The 25,290-nt window shown below is 74.7% G+C and carries 25 protein-coding genes; 18 read left to right on the top strand and 7 right to left on the bottom strand.

Annotated features, from left to right (window positions below; translation table 11 throughout):
- A partial coding sequence (gene ychF / locus ACR807_RS31455) for a redox-regulated ATPase YchF (protein ID WP_438925092.1) occupies positions 1 to 1,077 on the bottom strand: 1,077 nt, incomplete at its 3' end.
- 79 nt (positions 1,078 to 1,156) lie between these two features.
- Here ychF and ACR807_RS31460 point away from each other — a divergent pair.
- Both ACR807_RS31460 and ACR807_RS31465 read left to right on the top strand, forming a co-directional pair.
- A complete protein-coding gene (locus ACR807_RS31460; protein WP_438925093.1) occupies positions 1,157 to 2,425 on the top strand; it encodes a DNA-3-methyladenine glycosylase 2 family protein in 1,269 nt (422 codons plus the stop codon).
- Positions 2,422 to 2,928, top strand: a complete 507-nt coding sequence (locus tag ACR807_RS31465) for a methylated-DNA--[protein]-cysteine S-methyltransferase (RefSeq protein ID WP_438925094.1) — start codon at positions 2,422 to 2,424, stop codon at positions 2,926 to 2,928. Before ACR807_RS31460 ends, ACR807_RS31465 begins: the two co-directional genes overlap by 4 nt.
- An 11-nt stretch (positions 2,929 to 2,939) precedes the next feature.
- On the opposite strand, the gene ACR807_RS31470 is transcribed toward ACR807_RS31465, so the two are convergent.
- Together ACR807_RS31470 and ACR807_RS31475 are read right to left on the bottom strand one after the other, a co-directional pair.
- Positions 2,940 to 3,794, bottom strand: a complete 855-nt coding sequence (locus ACR807_RS31470) for a DUF6542 domain-containing protein (RefSeq protein ID WP_438925095.1) — start codon at positions 3,792 to 3,794, stop codon at positions 2,940 to 2,942.
- 38 nt (positions 3,795 to 3,832) lie between these two features.
- On the bottom strand, positions 3,833 to 4,768 hold the full coding sequence (locus tag ACR807_RS31475; RefSeq protein ID WP_438925096.1) for a DNA recombination protein RmuC: 936 nt from the start codon (positions 4,766 to 4,768) through the stop codon (positions 3,833 to 3,835).
- A 97-nt stretch (positions 4,769 to 4,865) separates the two neighbouring features.
- On the opposite strand from ACR807_RS31475, the gene ACR807_RS31480 reads away from it, so the two are divergent.
- From ACR807_RS31480 to ACR807_RS31495, 4 genes are all read left to right on the top strand, one after another.
- The gene (locus ACR807_RS31480; protein WP_438925097.1) at positions 4,866 to 6,008 is read left to right on the top strand and encodes an exonuclease SbcCD subunit D; all 1,143 of its coding nucleotides are present in this window, start codon (positions 4,866 to 4,868) and stop codon (positions 6,006 to 6,008) included.
- Positions 6,009 to 8,885, top strand: a complete 2,877-nt coding sequence (locus ACR807_RS31485; protein WP_438925098.1) for an AAA family ATPase — start codon at positions 6,009 to 6,011, stop codon at positions 8,883 to 8,885. It abuts the gene before it with no gap.
- Between the two features lie 161 nt (positions 8,886 to 9,046).
- Positions 9,047 to 9,310: a hypothetical protein gene (locus tag ACR807_RS31490; protein ID WP_438925099.1), complete on the top strand. Its 264-nt coding sequence runs from the start codon at positions 9,047 to 9,049 to the stop codon at positions 9,308 to 9,310.
- Positions 9,311 to 9,323: 13 nt separating this feature from the next.
- A complete protein-coding gene (locus tag ACR807_RS31495; protein ID WP_438925100.1) occupies positions 9,324 to 9,722 on the top strand; it encodes a VOC family protein in 399 nt (132 codons plus the stop codon).
- A 40-nt stretch (positions 9,723 to 9,762) separates the two neighbouring features.
- On the opposite strand, the gene ACR807_RS31500 is transcribed toward ACR807_RS31495, so the two are convergent.
- On the bottom strand, positions 9,763 to 11,685 hold the full coding sequence (locus tag ACR807_RS31500) for an ABC transporter ATP-binding protein (protein ID WP_438925101.1): 1,923 nt from the start codon (positions 11,683 to 11,685) through the stop codon (positions 9,763 to 9,765).
- A gap of 422 nt (positions 11,686 to 12,107) precedes the next feature.
- On the opposite strand from ACR807_RS31500, the gene ACR807_RS31505 reads away from it, so the two are divergent.
- On the top strand, positions 12,108 to 12,674 hold the full coding sequence (locus ACR807_RS31505) for a DUF1062 domain-containing protein (protein ID WP_438925102.1): 567 nt from the start codon (positions 12,108 to 12,110) through the stop codon (positions 12,672 to 12,674).
- Between the two features lie 33 nt (positions 12,675 to 12,707).
- Here the strand turns inward: ACR807_RS31505 and ACR807_RS31510 are convergent, their stop codons facing one another.
- Positions 12,708 to 13,652: a 4-hydroxy-3-methylbut-2-enyl diphosphate reductase gene (locus ACR807_RS31510; protein WP_438925103.1), complete on the bottom strand. Its 945-nt coding sequence runs from the start codon at positions 13,650 to 13,652 to the stop codon at positions 12,708 to 12,710.
- A 64-nt stretch (positions 13,653 to 13,716) separates the two neighbouring features.
- Here ACR807_RS31510 and ACR807_RS31515 point away from each other — a divergent pair, with 64 nt between their 5' ends.
- The 6 genes from ACR807_RS31515 to ACR807_RS31540 all read left to right on the top strand — a co-directional run bounded on the left by ACR807_RS31515 (position 13,717) and on the right by ACR807_RS31540 (position 18,181).
- Positions 13,717 to 14,253: a lipid droplet-associated protein gene (locus tag ACR807_RS31515; RefSeq protein ID WP_438925104.1), complete on the top strand. Its 537-nt coding sequence runs from the start codon at positions 13,717 to 13,719 to the stop codon at positions 14,251 to 14,253.
- On the top strand, positions 14,250 to 15,563 hold the full coding sequence (xseA, locus tag ACR807_RS31520) for an exodeoxyribonuclease VII large subunit (RefSeq protein ID WP_438925105.1): 1,314 nt from the start codon (positions 14,250 to 14,252) through the stop codon (positions 15,561 to 15,563). The genes ACR807_RS31515 and xseA overlap by 4 nt, the downstream gene beginning before the upstream one ends.
- Positions 15,544 to 15,951 carry a sugar ABC transporter substrate-binding protein gene (locus ACR807_RS31525; RefSeq protein ID WP_438925106.1) on the top strand — a complete coding sequence of 136 codons (408 nt, stop codon included), beginning with the start codon at positions 15,544 to 15,546 and terminating at the stop codon, positions 15,949 to 15,951. Before xseA ends, ACR807_RS31525 begins: the two co-directional genes overlap by 20 nt.
- Positions 15,948 to 16,157, top strand: coding sequence for an exodeoxyribonuclease VII small subunit (locus ACR807_RS31530; protein WP_438925107.1), 210 nt, complete (start codon positions 15,948 to 15,950; stop codon positions 16,155 to 16,157). The genes ACR807_RS31525 and ACR807_RS31530 overlap by 4 nt, the downstream gene beginning before the upstream one ends.
- Positions 16,158 to 16,230: 73 nt before the next feature.
- Positions 16,231 to 17,280, top strand: coding sequence for a class II fructose-bisphosphatase (gene glpX, locus ACR807_RS31535; RefSeq protein ID WP_438925108.1), 1,050 nt, complete (start codon positions 16,231 to 16,233; stop codon positions 17,278 to 17,280).
- A 133-nt stretch (positions 17,281 to 17,413) separates the two neighbouring features.
- A complete protein-coding gene (locus ACR807_RS31540; protein ID WP_438925109.1) occupies positions 17,414 to 18,181 on the top strand; it encodes a S1 family peptidase in 768 nt (255 codons plus the stop codon).
- A gap of 62 nt (positions 18,182 to 18,243) precedes the next feature.
- Here the strand turns inward: ACR807_RS31540 and ACR807_RS31545 are convergent, their stop codons facing one another.
- The gene (locus ACR807_RS31545) at positions 18,244 to 18,633 is read right to left on the bottom strand and encodes a hypothetical protein (RefSeq protein ID WP_438925110.1); all 390 of its coding nucleotides are present in this window, start codon (positions 18,631 to 18,633) and stop codon (positions 18,244 to 18,246) included.
- On the opposite strand from ACR807_RS31545, the gene ACR807_RS31550 reads away from it, so the two are divergent.
- Complete coding sequence (locus tag ACR807_RS31550) at positions 18,620 to 18,937, top strand: L,D-transpeptidase (protein ID WP_438925111.1); 318 nt, start codon at positions 18,620 to 18,622, stop codon at positions 18,935 to 18,937. The two genes, ACR807_RS31545 and ACR807_RS31550, sit on opposite strands and share 14 nt — an antisense overlap.
- A gap of 67 nt (positions 18,938 to 19,004) precedes the next feature.
- The gene (locus tag ACR807_RS31555) at positions 19,005 to 19,436 is read left to right on the top strand and encodes a L,D-transpeptidase (protein ID WP_438925112.1); all 432 of its coding nucleotides are present in this window, start codon (positions 19,005 to 19,007) and stop codon (positions 19,434 to 19,436) included.
- A gap of 51 nt (positions 19,437 to 19,487) precedes the next feature.
- Here ACR807_RS31555 and ACR807_RS31560 read toward each other — a convergent pair whose 3' ends face one another.
- On the bottom strand, positions 19,488 to 20,456 hold the full coding sequence (locus ACR807_RS31560; RefSeq protein ID WP_438925113.1) for an NAD(P)/FAD-dependent oxidoreductase: 969 nt from the start codon (positions 20,454 to 20,456) through the stop codon (positions 19,488 to 19,490).
- A 65-nt stretch (positions 20,457 to 20,521) separates the two neighbouring features.
- On the opposite strand from ACR807_RS31560, the gene ACR807_RS31565 reads away from it, so the two are divergent.
- From ACR807_RS31565 to ACR807_RS31575, 3 genes are all read left to right on the top strand, one after another.
- Positions 20,522 to 21,916: a class II fumarate hydratase gene (locus ACR807_RS31565; RefSeq protein ID WP_438925114.1), complete on the top strand. Its 1,395-nt coding sequence runs from the start codon at positions 20,522 to 20,524 to the stop codon at positions 21,914 to 21,916.
- Between the two features lie 226 nt (positions 21,917 to 22,142).
- A complete protein-coding gene (locus tag ACR807_RS31570; protein ID WP_438925115.1) occupies positions 22,143 to 23,666 on the top strand; it encodes an ATP-dependent DNA ligase in 1,524 nt (507 codons plus the stop codon).
- 103 nt (positions 23,667 to 23,769) lie between these two features.
- Positions 23,770 to 25,209 carry a GuaB1 family IMP dehydrogenase-related protein gene (locus ACR807_RS31575; RefSeq protein WP_438925116.1) on the top strand — a complete coding sequence of 480 codons (1,440 nt, stop codon included), beginning with the start codon at positions 23,770 to 23,772 and terminating at the stop codon, positions 25,207 to 25,209.
- Positions 25,210 to 25,290: the final 81 nt, after the last annotated feature.

Raw genomic sequence — 25,290 nt, forward strand, 5'->3', positions numbered from 1 at the left:
CACGTTGAAGCGGAACTCCACGACGTCGCCGTCCGCCATCACGTAGTCCTTGCCCTCCATGCGCACCTTGCCCGCCGCCTTCGCCGCGGCCATGGAGCCGGCTTCCACGAGGTCGTCGAACGACACCACCTCGGCCTTGATGAAACCCCGCTCGAAGTCGGTGTGGATCACGCCCGCCGCCTGCGGGGCGGTCGCGCCCTTCGGGATGGTCCAGGCCCTCGACTCCTTGGGACCCGCCGTCAGGTAGGTCTGGAGGCCCAGGGTGTGGAAACCGGCCCTCGCCAGCGAGTACAGGCCCGGCTCGTGCTGGCCGATCGACTCCAGCAGTTCGCGCGCGGACTCCTCGTCCAGCTCCAGCAGCTCCGCCTCGACCTTGGCGTCCAGGAACACGGCGTCGGCCGGCGCGACCAGCTCGCGCAGCTCCTTGAGCTTCGCCTCGTCGGTCAGGATCGCCTCGTCGGCGTTGAACACGTACAGGAACGGCTTGGTGGTGAGCAGGCTCAGCTCGCGCAGCAGCACACCGTCCACTTCGGACTGCGCGGAGAACAGGGTGCGGCCGGAGTCGAGGATCTCGCGCGCCTTCACGGCGGCCTCCAGCACCGCCCGCCGGTCCTTCTGCATCCGCGCTTCCTTCTCCAGGCGCGGGACGGCCTTCTCCAGGGTCTGGAGGTCGGCGAGGATCAGCTCGGTGTTGATCGTCTCGATGTCGGCGCCCGGGTCGACGCGGCCGTCGACGTGGATCACGTCCGAGTCGTCGAACACGCGGATGACCTGGCAGATCGCGTTGGCCTCGCGGATGTTCGCGAGGAACTTGTTGCCGAGCCCGGCGCCCTCCGACGCGCCCTTCACGATGCCGGCGATGTCGACGAACGACACCACGGCGGGCACCTCGCGCTCGGACCCGAAGATCTCGGCGAGCCTGCCGAGGCGGGCGTCCGGCAGCGGCACCACGCCGACGTTCGGCTCGATGGTCGCGAACGGGTAGTTCGCCGCCAGCACGTCGTTGCGCGTGAGGGCGTTGAACAGGGTGGACTTGCCGACGTTGGGCAGGCCGACGATACCGAGGGTCAAACTCACGGGGGGTGAGTCTACGCGCACCAGGGCCGTGTCCGATTCCCGCGAGACCGAACGGGAAAGCGCTGGCAGGGTGGGCCACATGCTCCTCGACGACGAACGCGCCTACCGGGCGGTCACCGCCCGCGACGCCCGGTTCGACGGCTGCTTCATCCTCGCGGTGCGCACGACCCGCATCTACTGCCGGCCCTCCTGCCCCGCGGTGACGCCCAAGCGCCGCAACGCCGAGTTCTACCCGACCGCCGCCGCCGCCCAGTCCGCCGGCTACCGGGCGTGCCGCCGGTGCCTGCCCGACGCCGTGCCCGGCTCGCCGGAGTGGGACCTGCGCGCCGACCTCGCGGCCCGCGCGGTGCGGTTGATCTCCGACGGGCTGGTGGAGCGCGAGGGCGTGCCCGGCCTGGCCGCCCGGCTGGGGTACTCGGAGCGGCACCTGACCCGGGTGCTCACCGCCGAGCTGGGGGCCGGTCCGCTGGCCCTGGCCCGCGCGCACCGCGCGCACTCGGCGCGGCTGCTGATCGAGACGACGGACCTGTCGTTCGCCGACGTCGCGTTCGCGTCGGGGTTCGCGTCCGTGCGCCAGTTCAACGACACGATCCGCGCCGTGTTCGCCGCCACCCCGTCCGCGATGCGCGCCCGGCGCGGGCCGACCGGCAACGCGGGCCGCATCACGCTGCGCCTGCCCTACCGGTCGCCGTTCGACGCCGCCGGGCTGCTCGCGTACTTCGCGGCATCCGCCGTAGCGGGCGTGGAGCACGTCACGGAAGACGCCTACGCACGTTCGCTGAGGCTCCCGCACGGGGTCGCGACCGTGCTGCTGGAACCGGCGGACGGGCACGTGGCGTGCACGCTGGGGCTGACCGACCTGCGCGACCTGGGCAGCGCGGTCAGCCGGGTACGGCGGCTGCTGGACCTGGACGCCGACCCGGTGGCCGTGGACGGCGTCCTGGCGGGCGACCCGGCGCTGCGCCCGCGCGTGCTGTCGAGGCCGGGCATCCGCGTGCCGGGCAGCGTCGACGGCGCGGAGACCCTGCTCAGGGCGCTCGGCCACACCGCGCCGGGCGAACCGCTGGAGCACCCCGAGGGCCCGGTGACCCACCTGTACCCGAGGCCGGAGGACGTCGACTCCCCCGTGGCGCGGGCCCTCGCCGACGGCGCGCTGCGCGTCGACGTGGGCCGGGACGCCGACGAGCTGCACGCCGAGCTGTCCGCGTTCCCCGGCGTCGGGCCGGAGATCGCCTCGTACGTCGTGATGCGCGTCCTCGGCGCCCCCGACATCCCCTTGACCGGCGAAGACCCCGCGTTGCGCCCGTGGCGCTCGTACGCGGCGATGCACCTGAGGAGGACCGCGTGACCACCACCGCGCACACCGGCACGACCGACACGCCGATCGGCCCGTTCACCACCGTCGTCACCCCGGACGGCGAGGTCCTGGCGAGCGGCTGGACCACCGACGTGGCCGACCTGCTGGCCAGGGTCGCCCCGCGCCTGCGGCCCGCGGCGCTCGTCGCGCGCACCGACCTGGGCGGGGTCACCAGGGCCGTGCGCGCCTACCACGACGGCGACCCGGCGGCCATCGACGACGTCCCGGTCCGCCAGGAGGGCGGCGCGTTCACGGCGGCGGCGTGGCGGGCGCTGCGCGGCGTCCCGGCGGGCAAGCCGATCACCTACACCGACTTCGCCCTGCTCGCGGGGCGCCCGTCGGCGGTGCGGGCGGCGGCGGGGGCGTGCGCGAAGAACCCGGCGACCCTGTTCGTCCCCTGCCACCGGGTGGTGGCGGCGAACGGCCCGGGCGGCTTCCGCTGGGGGCCGGTGGTCAAGGCGTGGCTGCTCGCGCACGAGGCGCGCGCGGCCTGAGGACCGGCCGCTCAGTCCTCGTCGCGCGGGCGGGGCTTGCGCTGCGGCGGGCGGCCCTCGCGGGACGCCGGGCGGCGCGGGCGGTCGGCGGGGGCGGCGCCGTCGCGGGGACGGGGGCGCTTCGGCCGGTCCTCGTCGGAGGCGGAGGCGGAAGCGGCGGACGACCCGGCGGCCGGTCGGCGGCGGGGCGCCGGGGAGTCGTCGGAGGGGCGGGGGCGCTTGGGGCGGTCCTCGGGGGCCGGCTTCTCGCGGGCGGCCTTCTCCCGGACCGGCTTCTCGCGCACGGGCTTCTCGCGCACCGGCTTCTCGCGGGCGGGCTTCTCCCGGGCCGGCTTGTCGGCGGCGACGGACGGCGAGCGCCTGGCCTCGCGCTTCTCGTCCTTCGTGAGCCGGTTCGGGTCCTTCTGGGTGGACACCCGGTAGATGCCGAGCAGCACGGTCACCGCCGTGGTCACCGCCATCGCCGGGAACCCGTCGATCAGCGGTTTGCCCAGGCCGAGGCCCACCGAGGCCAGGCCGCCGGACGGCAGGCCCGAGGTGAACACGACCAGGAGCGGCACCACGATCGCCAGGACCAGCGGCGGCTGCACGACCGGGCCGAACATCGACCGGCGCTCCACGAACACCACCGCGCCGACGCAGCCCGCGAAGAACGCGCCCGCGAACGCCCAGCCGACGGTCCCCGCCGACGAGCTCAGGTCCACGTACGCCCCGATGATCGCGACCACGAACGCGATCGCCACCGCCGCCCACCAGGGCAGGCCCCGGAAGCTGCCGAACATGGCGCGGTCGTTCCAGCGGACGACGTCCTCGAAGTCGTCGTCCTCCGGATCGCTGCGCGAGTCGTCGCGCGTTGCAGCGGTCACCAACACTCCTCGTCCGGCGGAACCCCCGACACACTCTATTACGCCTCGCGGGCGTCCAAGGGTGCACCGAGGGACTCGTCGTTCCTGCGCACGAGCGGCAGCGGGGTGACGTCCGACGACGCGTTGCTCAGCGGCTCCACCGCCGCCCGGAAGCCCTCCAGGGCCTCCAGCTCGCGCCGCCGCGCCGACAGGAACCGCTGGAGGTGCGTGCTCGACAGGTTGACGGCGTCGATCGCGCCGTCGGCCGCCCGGTGCGCGCGCCCGGCCGCCTCCCGCACCCGCTCCACGTCGTCGGCCAGCGCGCGGTCGGTCACCGCGAACATCGCCGCCGACGCGATGACCGCGAACCCGGTCGGCCCGCACAGGAACACGCGCCGGTCCAGCAGCCAGCGCAGCAGCTCCGGGTCGGTGTCCAGGGCGGCGACGACCGCGCCGTCGTTGGGCACGAACATGATCGTCCCGTAGATCGCGTCGGCCCACCGCTGGTAGCCCTTGCCGGCCAGCTCGGCGGCCCGCGACCGGATGTTGCGCACGTGCACGCGCAGCGCGTCGGCGCGTTCGCGCGGGTCGTCGGTCTCCACCGCCTCGGCCCAGGTGGCCATGCTCATCTTCGCGTCCACCGGCACCCGCCGGCCGCCGCCGACGTCGAGCACGAGGTCGGGCCGCACCGAGCCGCCGCCGGCCACGTCGACCTGCACGCTGAAGTGGACGCCCTCGCGCAGGCCGAGCGCCCGCGCCGTCTCCACGAGGACCTGCTCGCCCAGCTCGCCGCGCCCGCTGACGGACGAGAACGCCACCTCGTAGCGCTGGAGGGCCGCCCACTGGGCGTCGCCGCGCTCGCGTTCGGCGGCCACCGCGGCGAGCGCGGCGTCGGTGCGCCGCACGCTGTCCTGGTAGAGCCGGTAGAGGAACAGGAGGGCGCCGGCGAGCAGGAGCGCCACGACCACCGCCGCCGTGCTGAGGACCGCTGTCACCCCACGATCATCGCGCACCCGTGTCCGATCACACGTTCGAGCGACACGCCGAGTCGGGTTCCGGGCGTGTCGCCCGCGCGCGCCTACCGTGGCCGGCGTGAAGATCCTGCACACGTCCGACTGGCACGTGGGGCGCACCTTCCACGGCCGTGACCTGCTGAAAGAGCAGGAATCGGTGCTCGGGGGGCTGGCGGACGCGGTGTCGGACGAGCGGGTCGACCTGGTCGTGGTCTCCGGTGACCTGTTCGACCGGGCGGTGCCGAACGCCGAGGCGGTCGCGGTGTGCTCGCGCGTCCTCAAGCGGATCAGGAACGCGGGGGCGCGGATCGTCGTCACGCCCGGCAACCACGACTCGGCGGCCCGGCTGGGCTTCCTCGGCGCGTTCGCCGAGGCGGGCGGCCTGCACCTGCGGACGCGGATCGTGGACCTGGCCGAGCCGGTGCTGCTCGCCGACGAGCACGGCCCGGTCGCGGTGTACGGCATCCCGTTCCTGGAGCCGGAGACGGCGCGGCACGCGCTGGGCGTGCCGGACGCGAAGGGCCACGGCGGCGTGCTGACCGAGGCCATGCGGCGGGTCCGCGAGGACCTCGCGGACCGGCCGGGCACGCGGTCGGTGGTGCTGGCGCACGCCTTCGTCACGGGCGGCGAGCCGTGCGAGTCGGAGCGGACCATCGCGGTCGGCGGCGTGCAGGACGTGCCGGGCTCGGTGTTCGCCGGGGTCGACTACGCGGCGCTGGGCCACCTGCACGGGCGGCAGACCCTGGCCGACCACCTGCGCTACTCGGGCAGCCCGGTGGCGTACTCGTTCTCCGAGGCCCGGCACACCAAGCAGGTGTGGCTGGCCGAGCTGGGGCCCGAGGGCCTGGCGGGCGTGCAGGAGCTGGTGCTGCCGGTGCCCCGGGAGCTGTCGCTGCTCGGCGGCGAGCTGGAGGACCTGCTGGTGGACGCCGCGCACGAGGCGGTCGCCGACCACTTCCTGTCGGTGACCCTGACCGACCGGGTGCGCCCGCTGGACGCGCTGCGGCGGTTGCAGGCGCGGTTCCCGCACGCGGTGCACGTGGAGTGGCGGCCGGAGGGCGGGCGGACCGGCGAGCTGCGGTTCGCCGAGCGCGTGCGGGGCCGCACCGACGAGGAGGTCGCGTGCTGCTTCCTGGAGGACGTGCGCGGCGACCGGCCCGGCGACCGGGAACTGCTGCTGCTGCGCGAGGCGTTCGCCGCGGCGGCCCGTGAGGAGGCGTAGGTGAAGCTGCACCGGCTGCTGGTCAGCGGGTTCGGGCCGTACGCCGGGCAGGAGGAGGTCGACTTCGACCGGCTCGGCGGCGACGGGCTGTTCCTGCTGCACGGCGACACCGGCGCGGGCAAGACGACGCTGCTCGACGCGGTGGCGTTCGCGCTGTTCGGGAAGGTGCCGGGGGCCCGCGGCGAGGTGAAGCGGCTGCGCTGCGACTACGCGCACGCCGACACGGCGACGTTCGTGGAGCTGGAGCTGACCGTGCGCGGCCGGCGGCTGCGGCTGCGGCGCGCCCCCGAGTACGACCGGCCCAAGAAGCGCGGCGGCGGCGTGACGCGCCAGCAGGCGCAGGTGTCGCTGACGTGGGTCAGCGGGTGGGAGGGCGAGGGCCACACCCGCATCGACGACGTGGCCCGCGAGGTCGACGGCCTGCTCGGGATGACCGCCGAGCAGTTCTTCCAGGTGGTGCTGCTGCCGCAGGGCGAGTTCGCGCGGTTCCTGCGGGCCGAGACCGCCGAGCGGGAGAAGCTGCTGGAGAAGCTGTTCGGCACGGAGCGGTTCCTGGACGTGGAGCGGTGGTTCCGGGAGCGGCGGCGGGAGGCGGGCCAGGAGGTCGAGCGGCTGGGCGGGCTCAACCGGGGCCTCGTGCAGCGCGTCGCGGAGGCCGCCGCCGAGGAGCCGCCCGAGGAGGGCGACCCGGAGTGGCTCAGCTCGCTGCTCAAGCGGCTGGGCGAGGACGCCCGGGAGGCCGGGCAGCGGGCCGCCGCGGCGCTGGCGGACCGGGACGCGGCCGAACGGGTGTGGCAGGACGCGCGGGCCCTGGACGAGCGGGTCCGGCGGGTGCGCGAGGCGCGGCGGTCCCTCGACCGGTACGCCGAGGTGGAGCCGAGCCTGCGGGCGTGGGCGGCGGAGCGCGACGCGGCGCGGCAGGCGGCCGTCGTGGTGCCCGCGCAGGCCGCCGCGGAGCGGTTGGGGCGCGCGCTGGACGCCGCCGAGGCGCAGGAGCGGGCGGCGGCGGACGCGGTGGCCGCGCTCGGCTACGCCGGTGACGACCTGCGCGGCGACGCCGAGCGGCACCGCGAGGAGTCCGGGGCGCTGACCGGCCTGGCCGCCGAGGCGCGCCGGCAGGAGGACGACCGGCGGCGCGTCGCGCACCTCGACCAGTCGATCGCGGCCACCTCCCGCGAGCTGGCGGACCTGCTGGCGCAGCTCGACGAGGTGCCGGCCCGGCTGGCCGCGAAGCGGTCGGCGCTCGACGCGGCGAAGGAGGCGGCGGCGCGGCTCACCCAGGTCGCGGGCCTCGCCGCGGCGGCCGGGGAGCTGCCGGGCGTCGAGGCGTCGTTCCGCCGGGCGGACGAGGCGCGGCGGGCCGCCGTGGACGAGCACCAGCGGGCCCGGGACGCGCTGCTGCGGGTGCGGCAGGAGCGGCTGGAGGGCATGGCCGTCGAGCTGGCGGACGGGCTGCGGTCCGGCGAGGCGTGCCCGGTGTGCGGGTCGGCCGAGCACCCGGCGCCGGCGCGGCTCGTGCCGGGCACGGTGACGGCGGCGGACGAGGACGCGGCGGCCGGCGTGGAGCAGCGGGCCGCCGAGCGGCGGGCGCGGGCCGAGCGGGACGCGCAGGAGCTGGGCGCGCGGGTGACGTACCTGCGCGAGCAGCTCGGCGACCGCTCCCCCGACGAGCTGGAGCGCGAGCACCGGGCCGTGTCGGCGCTGGCCGGGGCGGTCGAGGAGCGGGGCGCGGAGCTGGCCGCGCTGGAGCGGCAGGTCGAGGGCGCGCAGGACCGGCGCAACCGGCTGGAGCGCGACCGCGAGCGGGACCGGGCGCAGCGCGAGGAGCTGGTCGCGGCGGTCGAGGAGCGCGAGCAGCGGCTGGAGGAGGCGCGCGGCGACTTCCCGGACGTGGTGGCCCGCCAGGCGCACCTCGGCGACTTGGCCGACGCCCTCACCCACCTGCACGAGCGGCGCGTGGCCGTGGCCGAGCACGCGGAGCGCCTGGCCGAGCAGCGGGTCGAGGTGTCGCGGCTGGCGGCGTCCGCCGGGTTCGCCGACGTCGCCGAGGCGCTGGCGGCGGCCCGCCCGGACGACGTGGTGGCCGCGCTGGAGGCGAGGGTCCGCGACGCGGAGAGGACCCGTGCGGCGGCCGAGGGCACGCTGGCCGAGCTGCCGGACGTCGACGCCTCCGCCGAGGTGGACGTGGCGGGCGCGGAGCGGCGGTTCCGCGAGGTCACCGACGTGGCGACGCGGGCGTCGGGCGCGTGGGAGGAGGCGCGGCGGCGCGCGGCGCGGGCCGAGGAGCTGGCCGGGCAGCTGCGCGCGGCGTGGGCGCGGCTGGAGCCGGTGCGGGCCGAGTACGACGAGCTGGACGCGCTGACCGACGTGATCAACGGCCGGGGCCAGAACTCGCGGAGCATGACGTTGCGCACCTACGTGCTGGCGGCGCGGCTGGAGGAGGTCGCGGCGGCCGCGAGCACCCGCCTGGAGCGCATGAGCCAGGGCCGCTACCGGTTCGTGCACTCGGTGGAGGCGGGGCCGCGCGGCACCCGCGGCGGGCTGGGCCTCGACGTGCTGGACGACTACTCGGGGCAGCGCCGACCGGCCAAGACCCTGTCCGGCGGCGAGTCGTTCCTGGCGTCGCTGGCGCTGGCGCTGGGCCTGTCGGACGTGGTGGCGGCGGGTGCGGTGCTCGACACGCTGTTCATCGACGAGGGCTTCGGCACGCTCGACGCGGAGACCCTGGAGCTGGTCATGGCGACGCTGGACGAGCTGCGCGCGGGCGGTCGCGTGGTCGGGCTGGTGTCGCACGTGGAGGAGCTGCGGCAACGCATCCCGACCCGGCTGCGCGTGCGCAAGGCGCGTGCGGGGTCGACGCTCGAACTGACCGCGTGAGCCGGGCCTGACGCGGGAACGCGGCTCCGCCGGCCGGTGGTGCGGGCCCCCGTCCTCGCCGCGGTGGTCGCGCTGTCGCCGGGCACCGGGTCGCCGGGCACCGGGTCGCCGGGTCGGCCGGCCGGCGCGTGGTGGCACGACCGCCGGGAACGCGCGCCGCGGTGGCGGAGTTCCCGCGGGACCGGCTCGGCCCCGCGCGGTGGGAGGAGCCGAGCGGCGCGGGTCGGGGCGCCCCGGACACCCGGGAGAACTTCTTCACGGCGCCGGGGCCGGTCCTGTCCGCCCCGCTGTTCGCGGGGGGTGTCCTCCCTGACGGGGGCGTCGAGGCCGGGGTACCCCACGACGCCGCCGCGGGTCGTCGTGCGGCTGCGTTCGCGTTCGTCGCCTTCGTGGCCGGGTTCGGCTCGGACTTCGCCGCGTCCTGACTACGCTCGGGGAATGGGTTACCGGTCCGCGTTCCCGATGCTGGTGTGCGGCGACCTGGCCGCGGCGCTCGCGTTCTACGTCGACGCCCTGGGTTTCACGATGACCTACCGGTTCCCCGAGGACGGCCCGCCCGCGTTCGTGACCGTGGAACTGCCGGACGGGTCGCGGATCGGGCTCGGCGAGGTCGCCCCGGACGGCCGGGGCGCGCACGGCGGCGCGCAGCGGCCCGCGAGCGGGCACTCGTTCGAGATGTGCGTCTACCACGACGACGTGGACGCGGCCGTGGAGGACCTGGCCCGCCTCGGGTACCGGGTGCTCCAGGAGCCGGCCGACACGCCGTGGGGCGAGCGGGTGGCGTTCGTGGCGGACCCGGACGGCAACCCGGTGATGCTGGCGACCGAACCGGGCTGACCGGCCCGGCCCGGTCGGGGTCGGGCGCCCACCGGCGGGGTCAGTCGGCCGCCGGGGCCAGCAGGCCGCCCCGGTACGCGGCGGCCTGGAGCTCGAACAGCTCGTGGTACTGGCCGCGCAGGGCCATCAGCTCGTCGTGCGTGCCCTGCTCGACCACGCGGCCCTGGTCGAGGACGACGATGCGGTCGGCGTTGCGGATGTTCGCCAGGCGGTGGGTGACGAGGATCGTCGTGCGGCTCGCCGTCGCCTCCCGCAGGCCCTCGAAGACGCGGGACTCGGCCTTGGCGTCCAGGGCGGCCGTGGGTTCGTCGGCCACCAGCACGGCGGCGTCGCGGAACATGCCCCGGGCGATGCCCATGCGCTGCCACTGGCCGCCGGACAGGTCCTGGCCCTCGTTGAACTGCCGCGACAGGACGGTGTCCGGCCCGGCGGGCAGGGTGGCGAGCACCTCGTCGGCCCCGGACTTGACCACGGCCTCCTCGTAGGCGCGCTCGTCGTCGCGCCCGAGCCGCCCGACGGTCACGTTGTTCCGCGCGGTCATCGGCCACTGCGCCGGGTCCTGCGCGATCACCGCGATCGACGAGTGCACGGACGTCGGGTCGGCCACCGCGAGGTCGACGCCGTCCCACCGCACCGCGCCCGACGTCGCCGGGTACAGGCCGGTCAGCACCTTGCCGAGGGTCGTCTTGCCGGACCCGTTCTCGCCGACCAGCGCGACGACCTCGCCGCGCGCCACGGTCAGGTCCACGTCCCGCAGCGCGGGCTTCGCCGCCCCCGGGTAGGTGAACGAGACCTTGTCGAGGGTGATCTCGGCCGGGTCGGGCGGCGCGTGGACCGGCCTGCTGCCCTGCGCCCGCTCCGCGCCCTCGACCAGCAGCTTGTTGTAGAAGTCGATGTAGAACGAGTCCTCGTACAGGCTGTTCACCGCACGCGTCGTGCTGGCCAGCGACGAGAAGCCGGTGCGCATCGCCAGCACCGCCGTGCCGGCGAGGGCCAGGTCGAGCTGCCCGGTGTGCAGCAGCAGGCCCAGCACGGCGTACGCGGCGCCCGTGCCGACGCCCGCCAGCGCCCGCCCGGTGAGGCCGACGAGGTTCGTGCGGTGCGCCATCCGGATCTCGTCCACGACGAGGCTGTCGGAGATCCGCCGGTGCTCGGCCAGCAGCTGGTCCTGGAGGGTCAGCGCGTGCCGTTCGAGCGCGAAGTCCCGGTCGGTGGCGACCTCCTCGACGACGCCCTTGCGGGTGTTGCGGGTGACCGAGTCGAGGAAGTGCTCGTAGCGCAGCTTCGACGCGCGCGCCGCGGCCCAGGCGTTCGCGACCGCGGCGAGCAGCAGCGCGGGCGCCAGCCACGGGTCGAGCACCGCGACCGTCACCACGGCGGCGACCAGCGAGATGCAGCCGGACAGCAGCGCGGCCAGGTAGCGGAGGCTGCTCTCCAGCGACCGCACGCCCCGGCGCCCGCCCTGGCGGGCCAGCTCGCGGAAGTCGGCGTCCTCGAACGCCAGCAGCTCCGCCCGCACGAGGACCGCGGTGACCTCGTCGTTCGCGGAGCGCGTCACCCTCGGCCGCAGGCTGCTCTCGACCGCGGACACGGCGGTGTCCAGCAGGGCGCGCACCACGAACGACCCGACCACGACGGCGAGCGCGGGCAGCGCCTGCACCAGCCGGTCGGGGGTGGGTCCGTCGCGCAGCAGGGCGGAGAACACGTCGGCCGTGGCGAGCAGCCCGAACGCGGTCACGCAGCCGGACAGGACGTGCACGACGGCCGCGAGCACCGTGAGCCGGGGGGAGGTGCGCCACGCGACGCGCGACACCATCGCCACCGCCGCGGGCAGGCTGCGCAGCGCCTTGCCGAGGCTCACGGACGTCTCACCGGAGCGGCGGCGCGCCCACCGGGGCGTGGCGACGTTCTCCACGCCGATCAGCGTGGTGCCCGGAGCGGTGTTCGACCCAGCAGGACCCATCCCACCAGGGAACGCGATCCCGGGCCGTCCGCCAAACGCTTTCGCCGTCGGCGCAGCTCACCGGCTTCGGGGCCCGGGACTGTCGGACCGGTCTGGGAGCCTGGGCGGGGGATTCCGCGACCACGACACCGGAAAACCCGTTGCCCGGCGGTCCGCCGGTGAACACCATGACGCGCATGGACCTGTGACCCCGGTGGCACGTGCGCGGACGAGGACGGGCGGAGTCGCTCCCCTCCCCTCCGGCGCGCCTTCCCGAGCCCCGCGCCCCCGACCGGCGCGGGGTTCCCCACCGCGACGCGCCCCGCGCCGTCGCGCAGGCCGGCGCGCCCGAGGGCGGCCGGCCCACACCACCGAGCCCGAGAGGCGGTCCGGGGCGCGCGGAAGCGCCGCCCCGCGCCTCCGCACGTCATGGAGTCCACCTGATGGTGAAAACGCTGTGGGTCGTCCGGGAGCTGGCCCTCCCGGCCGTGGTCCGCGCCTGCCCGTCGTGCGGGTCCGGGCGCCACCACCCCACCGGCAAGTTCCGGGTCAACGCGAGCGGCAAGCTGCTCGACGTCTGGTTGCTGGTCGGCTGCGACCGGTGCGGTCGCACGTCGAAGGTCCCCGTCCACGAGCGCGTGCACGTGAACGCGCTCGACCACGACCGGCTGGTGCGGTTCGAGCGCAACGACCCGGCGCTGGTGCGGCGGCTGGCCGTGGACGCGGCCCTGGCGGGCCGGTCCGGCTACCGGCTCGACTGGACCGGCACGTGGCGGCTGGAGACCGACGCGCCGTTCCGCGACCCGGCGGACCCGACCCCGTTCGTCGTGGTGGTCCGGTTCGAGCTGCCCGCGCCCATCCGAGTGGAGAGGCTGCTCACGGCCGGGTTCGGCCTGAGCCGTCCGGCCGTGCGGGACATGGTCGACTCCGGGCGCGTCACCCTGCCGGTGGCCCTCGGCGCGAAGGTCCGCGACGACTTCACCTTCGCCGTCGGCGCCCGGCCGACGTGAACGCCCGGCCCGACGTGAACACGCGGCCCGACGTCAGCGCACCATGTCCTTGCGCAGCTCCCGGGGAAGGGCGAAGGCGATCTTCTCGTTCGCCGTCGTGATCTCCTCGACCTCGCCGTAGCCGTGCTCGGCGAGGAACTTGAGCACGTCCATGACCAGGATGTCCGGCACGGACGCCCCCGAGGTCACGCCCACCGTGGTCACGCCCTCCAGCCACGCCGGGTCGACCTCGCGGGCGTAGTCGACCAGGTAGGACGCCTTCGCGCCCGCCTGGAGCGCGACCTCGACCAGGCGGACCGAGTTGGACGAGTTCTTCGAGCCGACCACCAGCACCAGGTCGCACTCGGGCGCCATCGTCTTGACCGCGGTCTGCCGGTTGGACGTGGCGTAGCAGATGTCGTCCGACGGGGGCTCCTGGAGGTCCGGGAACCGGTCCTGGAGCTGCCGCACGCGCACCATGGTCTCGTCGACGGACAGGGTGGTCTGGGACAGCCAGACCACCTTGGACGGGTCGCGCACCACGACCTTGTCGACGTCCTCGGCCGTGTCGACGAGCTGGATGTGGGACGGCGCCTCGCCGTAGGTGCCCTCGACCTCCTCGTGGCCCTCGTGGCCGATGAGGAGGATGTCGTAGTCCTCGCGCGCGAACCGCTTGGCCTCGTTGTGGACCTTCGTGACCAGCGGGCACGTGGCGTCGATGGTGCGCAGCGAGCGCTCGGCCGCCTCCTCGTGCACGGCCGGCGACACGCCGTGCGCGGAGAACACCACCAGGGCGCCCTCGGGCACCTGGTCGGTCTCGTCGACGAAGACCGCGCCGCGCGCGGAGAGCGTCTCCACGACGTGCTTGTTGTGGACGATCTCCTTGCGCACGTAGACCGGGGCGCCGTACTGCTCCAGCGCCTTCTCGACGGTCACGACGGCGCGGTCCACGCCGGCGCAGTAGCCGCGCGGCTTGGCCAGGAGCACTCGCTTGTCCATGACCTCCAGGGTACGGCGTGCCGGATGTGGGCATCCGCCGCCCGACTGCGGCAGGCTGTACGGCATGAAGCCACTGCCGTTGCCCGTCCGCCTCGCCGCGGGACTGGCGGTCACCGCCGTCGAGCAGGCCAGGAAGCTGCCGCAGCAACTCGTGGGGCTGCCGGTCACCGTGGTCAGCGAGGCGCTCCAGCTGTCCATGCGGGTCCAGCAGACGGTGACGGAACTCGCAATCAAGGGCGACGACGCCCTGTCCCTGCTGCGACCTGCGGAGACCGAGCCGGAGTGGGCGACGTTCGACGAGGACGAGCCGGACGTGCCCCGCCCGGCCGCCGCGACCGCCTTCGACGTCGACGCCGGGGACGACGACGCCGGCTACGACGCCGGCGACCCGTGGTCGCAGGAGGAGCGGGCGCTGGCCGCCGAGCCGCCCGCGGCGCTGCCGGACTACGACGGGCTGACGCTGCCGCAGCTGCGGGCGAAGCTGCGCCCGCTGTCCGCCGAGGACCTGGAGCAGCTGCTGGAGCACGAGCGGACGCACGCGGCGCGGCCGGAGTTCACCGGGATGCTGACCCGGCGCCTCGCGAACCTGAAGGACCGGTGAGCGAGGAGAAGTCCAGTCCCGAGAACCCGTGGCCGGTGCGGACGGTCGCGCGCAAGATCTTCGACTGGATCAACCGGCTCGGCGACGTGTGGGTGGAGGGCCAGGTCACGCAGCTGAGCGCGCGGCCGGGCACGGCGACCGCGTTCCTGACCCTGCGCGACCCGTCGGTGGACATGTCGATGCAGCTCACCGCGCAGGTGGGGCTGGTCAGGGAGCTGGGGCTGACCGAGGGCAGCCGGGTGGTGGTGCACGGCAAGCCCAACTTCTTCCCCAACCGGGGCACGCTGAGCCTGCGCGTGGACGAGATCAGGCAGGTCGGCGTCGGCGAGCTGCTGGCCCGCGTCGAGCGGCTGCGCAAGCTGCTGGCCGCGGAGGGCCTGTTCGACCCGCGGCGCAAGCGCAGGCCGCCGTTCCTGCCGAACAGGATCGGGCTGATCACCGGCAGGGCGTCGGCGGCCGAGCGGGACGTGCTGACGAACGCGCACGCGCGCTGGCCGGGCGCCCGGTTCCGGGTGGTGAACGTGGCGGTGCAGGGCGCGTCGGCGGTGCCGGAGATCCTGACCGCGCTGGCGACGCTGGACCGCGACCCCGAGGTGGACGTGGTGGTGCTGGCGCGCGGCGGCGGCAGCGTGGAGGACCTGCTGCCGTTCTCCGACGAGGCGCTGTGCCGGGCGGTGTCGCAGTGCCGCACGCCGGTGCTGTCGGCGATCGGGCACGAGCCGGACACGCCGCTGGTGGACCACGTGGCGGACGTGCGCTGCTCGACGCCGACCGACGCGGGCAAGCGGGTCGTGCCGGACGTCGCGGAGGAGGCGGAGCGCGTCCGGCAGATGCGCGACCGCAGCCGCCGCGCCCTGCACGGGTGGGTGGACCGGGAGCGCAAGCTGCTGGCCGCGCTGCGCACCCGGCCCGCGCTGTCGGACCCGCACGGGCCGCTGGACCGGCGCGCCCAGGAGGTGGACCAGCTGCGCGAGCGGGCCCGCCGGGCCATCCGGAACCGCCTCGACTCGGAGGCCGCGGGCCTGGTGGCGACCGCGGCGCGCTTGACGGCCCTCGGACCTGCCGCCACGCTGGCGCGGGGCTACGCGGTGGTGCAGCTCGTCACGCCCGCGGGCGTGGACGGGGTGCTCCGCTCGACGGGCCAGGCGCCGGTCGGGACGCACCTGCGGGTGCGGGTCGCGGACGGGGCCGTGCACGCGGTGGTGACCCCCGACGGGGGCGGTGACCGGTCGGCGACCGGCGAGGACGGCCGGTCGGCGGCCGGCGGTCAGGCGGAGGAAGGAGGCGGCGGTGCCGAACCCGGCACGTGAGCCCACGTTCCTGCCCTTGACGATGGCCGCCGCGGGCGAGCCCGGCGACGAGGGCGCCCGGGAGGTCCGGGACCGGGCGGAGTCGGCCGACCGGGCCGCCGCCGACTGCTGGCTGTCGCTGGTGGCCGGCTGCACGTCGGGTCGCCAGGCGCTGATCACCCGGCTGCACGACCTGTCCGAGGCGACCTGCGGCTACGCGGGGATGCGCTGGTGGCTCGGGCACGGCTCGGTGCACCGCCGGCGCGTGTCCGACGCGGAGCACCGCATCGACGACGCGGTGCGCGAGGGCGACGGCGCGGAGTTCGCCGAGGCGTTCGTCGGCTACGACCAGGCCGTGGCCACCGTCGTGGTGCACGTCCGGAACCGATTGGGGAAGTCAGTCACGTGAGCGAGCAGGGCTACGAGCAGGCCAGGGACGAGCTGGTGGAGGTGGTCCGCCGGTTGGAGGCGGGCGGCCTGTCGCTGGAGGAGTCGCTGGCGCTGTGGGAACGCGGCGAGGCCCTGGCGAAGACCTGCGAACAGCGGTTGGCGGGCGCCCGCGAGCGGATCGATCAAGCGCTGGGTGTGACCGAGGAGGACGTCGCTCGGCCCTGACGCGGCCCCCGCCACGTGCGAGGATTGGTCTACCGACCGGTAGCCCACGATCGACCGCACGAGGGAGTGCCCCATGAGCAGCAGCCCGACCGAGCGCCGCCGCGAAGCACCGGACCGGAACCTCGCGATGGAGCTCGTCCGGGTCACCGAGGCGGCGGCCATGGCGGCCGGGCGCTGGGTGGGCCGCGGTGACAAGAACGCCGGCGACGGCGCGGCGGTGGACGCGATGCGCAAGCTGATCGGCACCGTGTCGATGCGGGGCGTCGTGGTGATCGGCGAGGGCGAGAAGGACGAGGCGCCCATGCTGTTCAACGGCGAGGAGGTCGGCAACGGCGACGGTCCCGACTGCGACGTGGCCGTGGACCCGATCGACGGCACGACGCTGATGGCCAAGGGCATGCCGAACGCGCTGGCGGTGCTGGCGGTGGCCGAGCGCGGCGCGATGTTCGACCCGTCCGCGGTGTTCTACATGGAGAAGCTGGCGACCGGGCCGGAGGCGGCGGACGTCCTCGACATCAGCGCGCCGATCGCGGAGAACGTCCGGCGGGTGGCGAAGGCCAAGCACGTCGACGTGTCCGACGTGGTGGTGTGCATCCTGGACCGGCCGCGGCACGACCGGATCGTGCGGGAGGTGCGGGAGGCGGGCGCGCGCATCCACTTCATCTCCGACGGCGACGTGGCGGGCGCGATCTCGGCGGCCCGGCCGAACACCGGTATCGACCTGCTGGTGGGCATCGGCGGCACGCCGGAGGGCATCATCGCGGCGGCGGCGCTCAAGTGCATGGGCGGCGCGATCCAGGCGAAGCTGTGGCCGAAGGACGACGCGGAGCGGCAGCGCGCGCTGGACGCGGGGCACGACCTGGACCGGGTGCTGACCACGGACGACCTGGTGCGCGGCGACAACGTGTTCTTCTGCGCGACCGGCGTCACCGACGGCGACCTGGTGCGCGGCGTGCACTACCGGGCGGGCGGCTGCACGACCCAGTCGATCGTGATGCGGTCGAAGTCGGGCACGGTCCGGATGATCGACGGCTTCCACCGGTTGGAGAAGCTGCGCGAGTACGCCTCGGTGGACTTCGACCTCCCCCGCACGGGCGAGAACGCGCTCCCGCCGCTGCCCTGAGTGACCTTTCATGAACGGGATGTCAACGGTCAACCAACCGGTACCGGCCGATCGGCTGTGGTGATCACACGCCGTGCATCCCTAGTTTCCGATTCGTCCCCGAGCACCCTGCGCCGGGGACGGAGAGGAAGTGATGAAGGTTCGCACCCTGTTCACCGCGTTCGCGGTGGCGATCGGCGCGGCTCTCGCCAGTGCGGCCGGGGCGGCGGCGGCCCCGGCTCCGGACGGCGAGGTCACCCCGTTCATCGTCGGCGGCGGCAACGCCACGCAGACCTACTCGTTCATGGTCTCCCTGCAGAGCACCTCGGGCAGCCACTTCTGCGGCGGTTCGCTGATCAAGGCCAACTGGGTCGTCACGGCCAAGCACTGCGTCCAGGGCCGTTCGGCGTCCTCGATCCGGGCCCGCGTCGGCACGACCAACCGCACCAGCGGCGGCACCGTCGCCTCGGGCGCCCAGATCGTGAACCACCCGAGCTACGACATCGCGCTGGTGCGCCTGGCCACCTCGGTGGGCCAGGCGCCGATCTCGGTGGCGTCCACCTCGGGCGCCACGGGCACCGCCACCCGCATCATCGGCTGGGGCCAGACCTGCGCCCCCGCCGGCGGCTGCGGCGCGCCGGTGACGCTCCAGGAGCTGAACACGTCCATCGTGGCGGACGGCAACTGCCTGGGCATCTACGGCGCCTACGAGATCTGCACGAACAACCCCGGTGGTCGCGCGGGCGCCTGCTACGGCGACTCGGGCGGTCCGCAGATCAAGTCCGTGGGCGGCACCTGGCAGCTGATCGGCGCCACCAGCCGCGCCGGCAACAACAGCTCCACGTGCGCCACCGCACCGTCGATCTACGTGGACGTGCCGGCGTTCCGCTCGTGGATCGGCCAGTACGCGGGCGCGGTGTGACCCGCTAGCACCGGTGTCCGAGGGCCGTCCCGCCGCACGGTGGGGCGGCCCTCGCCGATTCGTTACCGAACGGGCTGCAACGAACCACCCGAGAGGGGCGTCATCAGGGCAGAACCAGCAGTGACACATGGGGGGTGCGCGATGCGCGCGAAGACTCTGGCAGCAACGGCAATCGCTTTCCTGGCCGCGGTGACGACCGCCTGCGGCACGTCCGGTCCGGCGGCCTCGGGGCCGTCGCCCACCTCGTCCGCGGCCCGGGACTCCACGTCCCCGTCCACTTCGGACACCTCCACGCCGGCCGCGTCGGCGTCCCCGACTTCTTCGTCCTCCGCGGCTTCCCCGTCCTCCCCGGCGTCCGCGTCGCCGGAGCCGCAGCCCGCGCCCGCCCCGCCGGTGACCGTGCCCGGCACGCCGTGCGACATCTCCGACGGCGCGTGCGTGCGGCTGTCCACGAACGAGTCGTGGCTGATCAGCGGCGGTCAGGTGAGCTACGGCCCGGTGCCGATCACCTCCGGCCGACCCGGGTACGAGACGCCCGTGGGCACGCACTCCGTGCTGTGGAAGGTCCGCGACGACTGGAGCCGCCCCTACAACGCGGCCATGCCGTTCTCGACCTACTTCGTGGGCAACGGAATCGCGTTCCACGAGGGCAGCCTGACCGACCCGTCGCACGGCTGCGTCCACCTGTCGCGCGAGGCCGCGGCGAGGTACTTCGAGACCCTCGCGGTCGGCGACCGGGTGCAGGTCACCGCCTGAGCGGTCGAGCCCGGGGCGGTTGAGCCGGCGCGGGGCCGGGTAGCCGAACCACGAGGAGTGATTCGAGATGAAGAAGACGATAGGCACGACGGCGATAGCCGCGGCGGCCCTGACCTTCGGCCTCGCGAGTCCCGCTTCCGCGGCGACCGGCACCCCGTGCTCCGTGCGGAACGGCGCGTGCGTGCAGCTCTCCACCAACCAGGCGTGGTTGGTCTACGACGGGAACGCCAGCTACGGTCCCGTCCGGGTCTCCCAGGGGATGCCCGGATACGAGACCCCGGTGGGCACCTTCCCCGTGCTGCGCAAGGTGAAGGACGACTGGAGCGTCCCCTACAACGGACCGATGCCGAACTCGGTGTACTTCACCACGACCGGCGTCGCGTTCCACCAGGGCGACACGAACACCCAGTCGCACGGCTGCGTCCGGCTGGGCGCACAGGATTCCCTGGTGTTCTACGACAACCTGTTCCCGGGCGAGCAGGTGCAGGTGGTGGCGTGACCCGGCCCGACGGGGCCCCCTCCCGGACCCGGGCGGCGGGGGCCCCGGCCGTCACGCGTTGCTGGAGTGCCCGGGGAACAGGTGCGCGTCCGGGTTCAGCAGGACGGCGATGTTGTTGACCGCGGTGGCGGCCTCGCCGAAGCCGGTGGCGATCAGCTTGACCTTGCCGGGGTACTGGGCGACGTCGCCCGCCGCGTAGACCCGGTCCCGCGCGGTGCGCATGGTGGTGTCCACGAGCACCGCCCGGTGGTCCAGCCGCAGGCCCCACGACTCGATCGGCCCGAGGTCGGCGGTGAAGCCCAGGGCGGCCACGACGGCCTGCGCGGGCAGCACCTCGCGGTCGCCGCCCTTGAGCCCCAGCTCGACCTCGGCCAGGTCCGGGTCGCCGCGCAGCTCCAGCACCTCGGCGTCGGTGATGATCGGCACGCCGAGGTCGCGGACCTGCCGCACGGTCGGCGGGTGGGCGCGGAAGGTCGCCCGGCGGTGCACGACCGTGACGCTGGAGGCGAGCGGGGCCAGCGCGAGGGCCCAGTCGAACGCCGAGTCGCCGCCGCCGACGACCACGACGTCCTGGCCGGTGTGCGCGGCGAGCGCGGGCACGAAGTGCACCACGCCCCGGCCGAGCCAGCCGTCGCCGGCGGGCAGCGGGCGGGGCCTGAACTCGCCCATGCCGGCCGTGATGAGCACGGCGCCCGCGCTGACCACCGCGCCGTCCGCGAGGCCCACGCGCAGGCGTTCGTCCACAGTGGACAGCGTGCGGGCCTGGCGGCCCAGCAGGTAGGTCGGTTTCCACTGGTCGGCCTGCTGCACCAGCGCGGTCACCAGCTCCCGCCCGCGCACCGCCGGGAAGCCGGCCACGTCGAAGATCATCTTTTCCGGGTACATGGCGGTGATCTGACCGCCCGCCTCCGGCAGCGCGTCCACCAGCGCCACCGACAGGTCCCGGAACCCCGCGTAGTAGGCGGCGAACAACCCCGTGGGGCCCGCACCGACGATGAGCAGGTCGACCTCAAGGTCCATGACCTCGACCATAGGTGTTCCGCGCCACCGTGCCCAGGAAGGTAAGGCGGTCCAAACTCGGTGGTATGGGTGAACAGGAGTACCGCGTCGAGCACGACACGATGGGCGAGGTCCGGGTGCCGGTCGACGCGCTGTGGCGTGCGCAGACGCAGCGCGCGGTGGAGAACTTCCCGATCTCCGGGCGCGGCCTGGAGCGCGCGCAGATCCGCGCGCTGGGCCTGCTGAAGGCCGCCGCGGCGCGGGTCAACGAGCGGTTGGGGGTGCTGGAACCCGAAGTCGCCGCGGCCATCGCGACGGCCGCCGACTCGGTGGCCGCGGGCGAGCACGACGAGCACTTCCCGGTGGACGTGTTCCAGACCGGGTCCGGCACGTCGTCGAACATGAACGCCAACGAGGTGATCGCCACCCTGGCCAGCCGGGCGCTGGGGCGCGACGTGCACCCGAACGACCACGTCAACGCCTCGCAGTCGTCCAACGACACGTTCCCGACGACGTTGCGCGTGGCGGCGACCGAGGCCGTGGCGACCGACGTGGTCCCGGCGCTCGAACACCTGGCGGGCGTGCTGGAGGCGCGGGCGGCGGACTGGACGTCGCTGGTCAAGTCCGGTCGCACGCACCTGATGGACGCGGTGCCCGTGACGCTCGGCCAGGAGGTCGGCGCGTGGGCGACGCAGGTCCGCAACGGCGTCGAGCGCCTGAACTCGTCGCTCCCCCGCCTGGCGGAGCTGCCGATCGGCGGCACGGCCGTGGGCAGCGGCCTGAACGCGCCCGCGGGCTTCGGCGCGGCCGTGTCGGCGGAGCTGGCGGCCGTGACCGGGCTGCCGCTGACCGAGGCGCGCGACCACTTCGAGGCGCAGGCGACGCAGGACGGCGTCGTGGAGATCTCCGGCCAGCTCCGCGCCACCGCCGTGGGCCTGTTCAAGATCGCGAACGACCTGCGCTGGCTGGGTTCCGGCCCCCGCACCGGCCTCGGCGAGCTGGCGCTGCCCGACCTCCAGCCCGGGTCGTCGATCATGCCCGGCAAGGTCAACCCGGTGATCCCCGAGGCCACGATGATGGCGGTGGCCCAGGTCATCGGCAACGACGCGGCGGTGGCGTTCGCCGGGTCGCAGGGCAACTTCCAGCTCAACGTGATGCTGCCGGTGATCGCGCGCAACGTCCTGGAGTCGTCCCGCCTGCTGGCCGCCGTGGCCCGCCTGCTGGCCGACAAGGTCCTGGTGGGCACCGAGCCGCAGGTGGACCGGATGCGCGAGTACGCCGAGTCGTCGCCCTCCATCGTGACGCCGCTCAACCGCTACCTGGGCTACGAGGAGGCGGCGTCGATCGCGAAGCAGTCGCTGAAGGAGCGCAAGACCATCCGCGAGGTGGTCCTGGAACGCGGCCACGTCCCCACCAAGCTGACCGAGCCCCAACTCGACGAGGCCCTGGACGTCCTCCGCATGGCCAACCCCACCCCCTGACCCCGCGAGAGTCCAACCTCCAGGCCCCGAGAGTCCAACCTCCGGGTCCCGAGAGTCCAACGCTCAGGCCCTCTGAGTTCTTCATTCGCGCCTCACGGCGTTAGGCCGAAACGCGAAACTCAGGGGGCCTGGAGGTTGGACTCTCGGGACCTGAGCGTTGGACTCTCGGGGTCTGGGGGTTGGACTCTCGGTGGTTGGGGTGGGTGGGGCGGGGCACCATGTGGGGGTGTTGTTCAGCGAAGTCGTCGAGACGTCCGCCGCCGTCGGGGCCACGCGGTCGCGGTTGGCCAAGGTCGAGGCCCTGGCCGGGCTGGTGCGCCGGATGACCACGCCCGCCGTCGTGTCGTTCCTCGTCGGGGTGCCCAGCCAGGGCCGCATCGGCGCGGGCTGGCGCACGGTGCTCGACCTCGACGTGCCGCCGGCCGACGCGCCGGTGCTCACGGTGCCCGACGTGGACGACGCGCTGGGCGCCTACGCGGCCGTCGCGGGCAAGGGGGCGGCGGCACGGCGGGTCGAGGCGCTGCGCTCGCTGTTCGCCCGCGCCACGGCCGCCGAGCAGGACTTCCTCAAGCGGCTGCTGACGGGCGAGCTGCGGCAGGGCGCGCTGGAGGGCGTGATGCTGGACGCCATCGCCAAGGCCGCCGGGGTGCCGGGCGAGGTGGTGCGGCGCGCGTTCATGCTGTCCGGCCGGCTGCCGGAGACGGCGGTGGCGGCGCTGACCGGCGAGGAGGCGCTGACCGCGTTCCGGCTGGAGGTGGGCCGCCCGGTCCGCCCGATGCTCGCCTCCCCCGCCGAGTCGCTGCCCGCCGCGCTGGCCGAGCTGGGCGCGTGCGCGGTCGAGCACAAGCTCGACGGCGCGCGCATCCAGGTGCACCGCGACGGCGACGACGTGCGGGTCTTCACCCGCACCCTGCGCGAGATCACCCGCACGGTGCCGGAGCTGGTCGAGCTGGTCCGCGGCCTGCCCTGCTCGTCGGTCGTGCTCGACGGCGAGACGCTGGCCCTGACCGACGAGGGCAAGCCCCGCCCGTTCCAGGAGACGATGAGCCGGTTCGGGGCCCAGGACGTGCGCGAGCTGCTCCTCAGCCCGTTCTTCTTCGACTGCCTGCACCTCGACGGCGTCGACCTGCTCGACCGCCCGCTGCGCGACCGGCGGGAGGCGCTGGCGCGGGTCGCGGGCGCCCACGTCGTCCCCGGCGCGGTCGAACCGGACGAGGCCGCCGCCGCCGAGGTGCAGGAGCGGGCGCTGGCCGCCGGGCACGAGGGCGTCGTGGTCAAGTCCCTCGACTCGCCCTACGCCGCCGGCCGCCGGGGCCGGGCGTGGCAGAAGGTCAAGCCGGTGCACACGCTCGACCTGGTGGTCGTCGGCGTCGAGTGGGGCAGCGGCCGGCGCAAGGGCTTCCTGTCCAACCTGCACCTGGGCGCGCGGGACCCCGACGGCGGCCCGCCGGTCATGGTCGGCAAGACGTTCAAGGGCCTCACCGACGAGCTGCTGGCCTGGCAGACGCGGGAGCTGCTCGACCGGGCGGTCGACCGGGACGAGTGGGTCGTCACCGTCCGGCCGGACCTGGTCGTCGAGATCGAGCTGGACGGCGTGCAGGTCAGCCCCCGCTACCCGGGCGGCGTGGCGCTGCGGTTCGCCCGCGTGCTGCGCTACCGGCCGGACAAGGACGCGGGCGAGGCCGACACGATCGACGCGGTGCGCGCGCTGCTCCCCGGCGCGGCACCGGCCGCCGGGCCGCCGCAGTAGTGCGGACCCGCCGGGGGGCGCGGGTCGGAGCCCCGAAGCCGGTGCCCGGCTCGTGCTCGTCACCAGGGCGGATTCGCCCCGCGACGGGTATCGTCAAGCTCTCGTGCGATTCATCGAAGGGCATCGGCCCAGCTACGACCTGACCTACGACGACGTCTTCCTCGTGCCCGGCCGATCGGCCGTGGACTCCAGGTTCGGCGTCGACCTGTCGACCCCCGACGGCACGGGGGCGACCATCCCGATCGTGGTCGCGAACATGACCGCGGTGGCGGGACGGCGGATGGCGGAGACGGTCGCCCGGCGCGGCGGTCTGGTCGTGCTCCCGCAGGACGTGGAGCCGCAGGCGGTCGCCGAGATCGTCGGGTGGGTCAAGGAGCGGCACGCGGTGTGGGACACGCCGCTCACGCTCGGCCCCGACGACTCCGTCGCCGACGCGGTCAACCTGCTGCACAAGCGCGCCCACGGCGCGGTGGTCGTCGTGGACGGCGACGGGCGGCCGGTGGGCGTCGTGGACGAGGCGGGCTGCGCCGGCGTCGACCGGTTCACCCGGCTGCGGGACGTGGCCGACGAGCGGGTCGTCACCCTGCCGCTGGACACCCCGCCGCGCGAGGTCTTCGCCCGGCTCGACGGCGGCACGCAGCGCGTCGCGCTCGGCGTGGACGGCGACGGCCGGCTGGCGGGCGTCATGACGGGCCTGGGCGCGCTGCGCGCCGAGGTGTACGCGCCGGCGCTGGACGCGGGCGGCAGGCTGCGGGTGGCCGCGGCGGTCGGCGTGAACGGCGACGTGACGGCCAAGGCCGAGCGGCTGCTGGCGGCGGGCGTGGACGTGCTGGTCGTCGACACCGCGCACGGCCACCAGGAGAAGATGGTCGCCGCGCTGAAGGCGGTCCGCGAGGCCGGGCCCGAGGTGCCGGTGGTGGCGGGCAACGTGGTGACCGCGGAGGGCGTGCGCGACCTGGTCGAGGCGGGCGCGGACATCGTGAAGGTCGGTGTCGGGCCGGGCGCGATGTGCACGACGCGGATGATGACCGGCGTGGGCCGGCCGCAGTTCTCGGCGGTCGCGGAGTGCGCGGCCGAGGCGCGCCGGCTCGGCAGGCACGTGTGGGCCGACGGCGGCGTGCGGCACCCCCGGGACGTGGCCCTCGCGCTGGCGGCGGGCGCGGCGAGCGTCATGGTCGGGTCCTGGTTCGCGGGCACCTACGAGTCGCCCGGCGACCTCCAGCGCGACGAGCAGGGCCGGCTCTACAAGGAGTCGTTCGGCATGGCGTCGAAGCGCGCCGTCAGCGCACGGACCCGCACGGACGGCGCGTTCGACCGGGCGAAGAAGGGCCTGTTCGAGGAGGGCATCTCCACGTCGCGGATGCGGCTCGACCCGCTCCGCCCCGGTGTGGAGGACCTGCTGGACTCGATCACCGCGGGTGTCCGCTCGGCCTGCACGTACGCGGGCGCGCAGACCGTGGAGGAGTTCCACGAGCGGGCCGTGCTGGGTGTCCAGAGCGCCGCGGGCTTCGCCGAGGGACGGCCGCTGCCCGCCGGCTGGTAGGAACCCGCCGGACGACCGGCGGACGACCGGCGGGCCCGAGCACCGGGCTCGCCGGACCGGCCCGACCACCGGGCCGACCAC

The organism is Saccharothrix sabaoui, from assembly GCF_051756985.1.
Lineage (GTDB): Bacteria > Actinomycetota > Actinomycetes > Mycobacteriales > Pseudonocardiaceae > Actinosynnema.

Bases quoted from the DNA above. Each gene is read 5' to 3' on its own strand.
- ACR807_RS31460 (WP_438925093.1), top strand. From the start codon at position 1,157: ATGCTCCTCGACGACGAACGCGCCTACCGGGCGGTCACCGCCCGCGAC.
- ACR807_RS31495 (WP_438925100.1), top strand. From the start codon at position 9,324: ATGGGTTACCGGTCCGCGTTCCCGATGCTGGTGTGCGGCGACCTGGCC.
- ACR807_RS31500 (WP_438925101.1), bottom strand. From the start codon at position 11,685: ATGGGTCCTGCTGGGTCGAACACCGCTCCGGGCACCACGCTGATCGGC.
- ACR807_RS31505 (WP_438925102.1), top strand. From the start codon at position 12,108: ATGGTGAAAACGCTGTGGGTCGTCCGGGAGCTGGCCCTCCCGGCCGTG.
- ACR807_RS31510 (WP_438925103.1), bottom strand. From the start codon at position 13,652: ATGGACAAGCGAGTGCTCCTGGCCAAGCCGCGCGGCTACTGCGCCGGC.
- ACR807_RS31515 (WP_438925104.1), top strand. From the start codon at position 13,717: ATGAAGCCACTGCCGTTGCCCGTCCGCCTCGCCGCGGGACTGGCGGTC.
- glpX (WP_438925108.1), top strand. From the start codon at position 16,231: ATGAGCAGCAGCCCGACCGAGCGCCGCCGCGAAGCACCGGACCGGAAC.
- ACR807_RS31540 (WP_438925109.1), top strand. From the start codon at position 17,414: ATGAAGGTTCGCACCCTGTTCACCGCGTTCGCGGTGGCGATCGGCGCG.
- ACR807_RS31555 (WP_438925112.1), top strand. From the start codon at position 19,005: ATGAAGAAGACGATAGGCACGACGGCGATAGCCGCGGCGGCCCTGACC.
- ACR807_RS31560 (WP_438925113.1), bottom strand. From the start codon at position 20,456: ATGGACCTTGAGGTCGACCTGCTCATCGTCGGTGCGGGCCCCACGGGG.
- ACR807_RS31565 (WP_438925114.1), top strand. From the start codon at position 20,522: ATGGGTGAACAGGAGTACCGCGTCGAGCACGACACGATGGGCGAGGTC.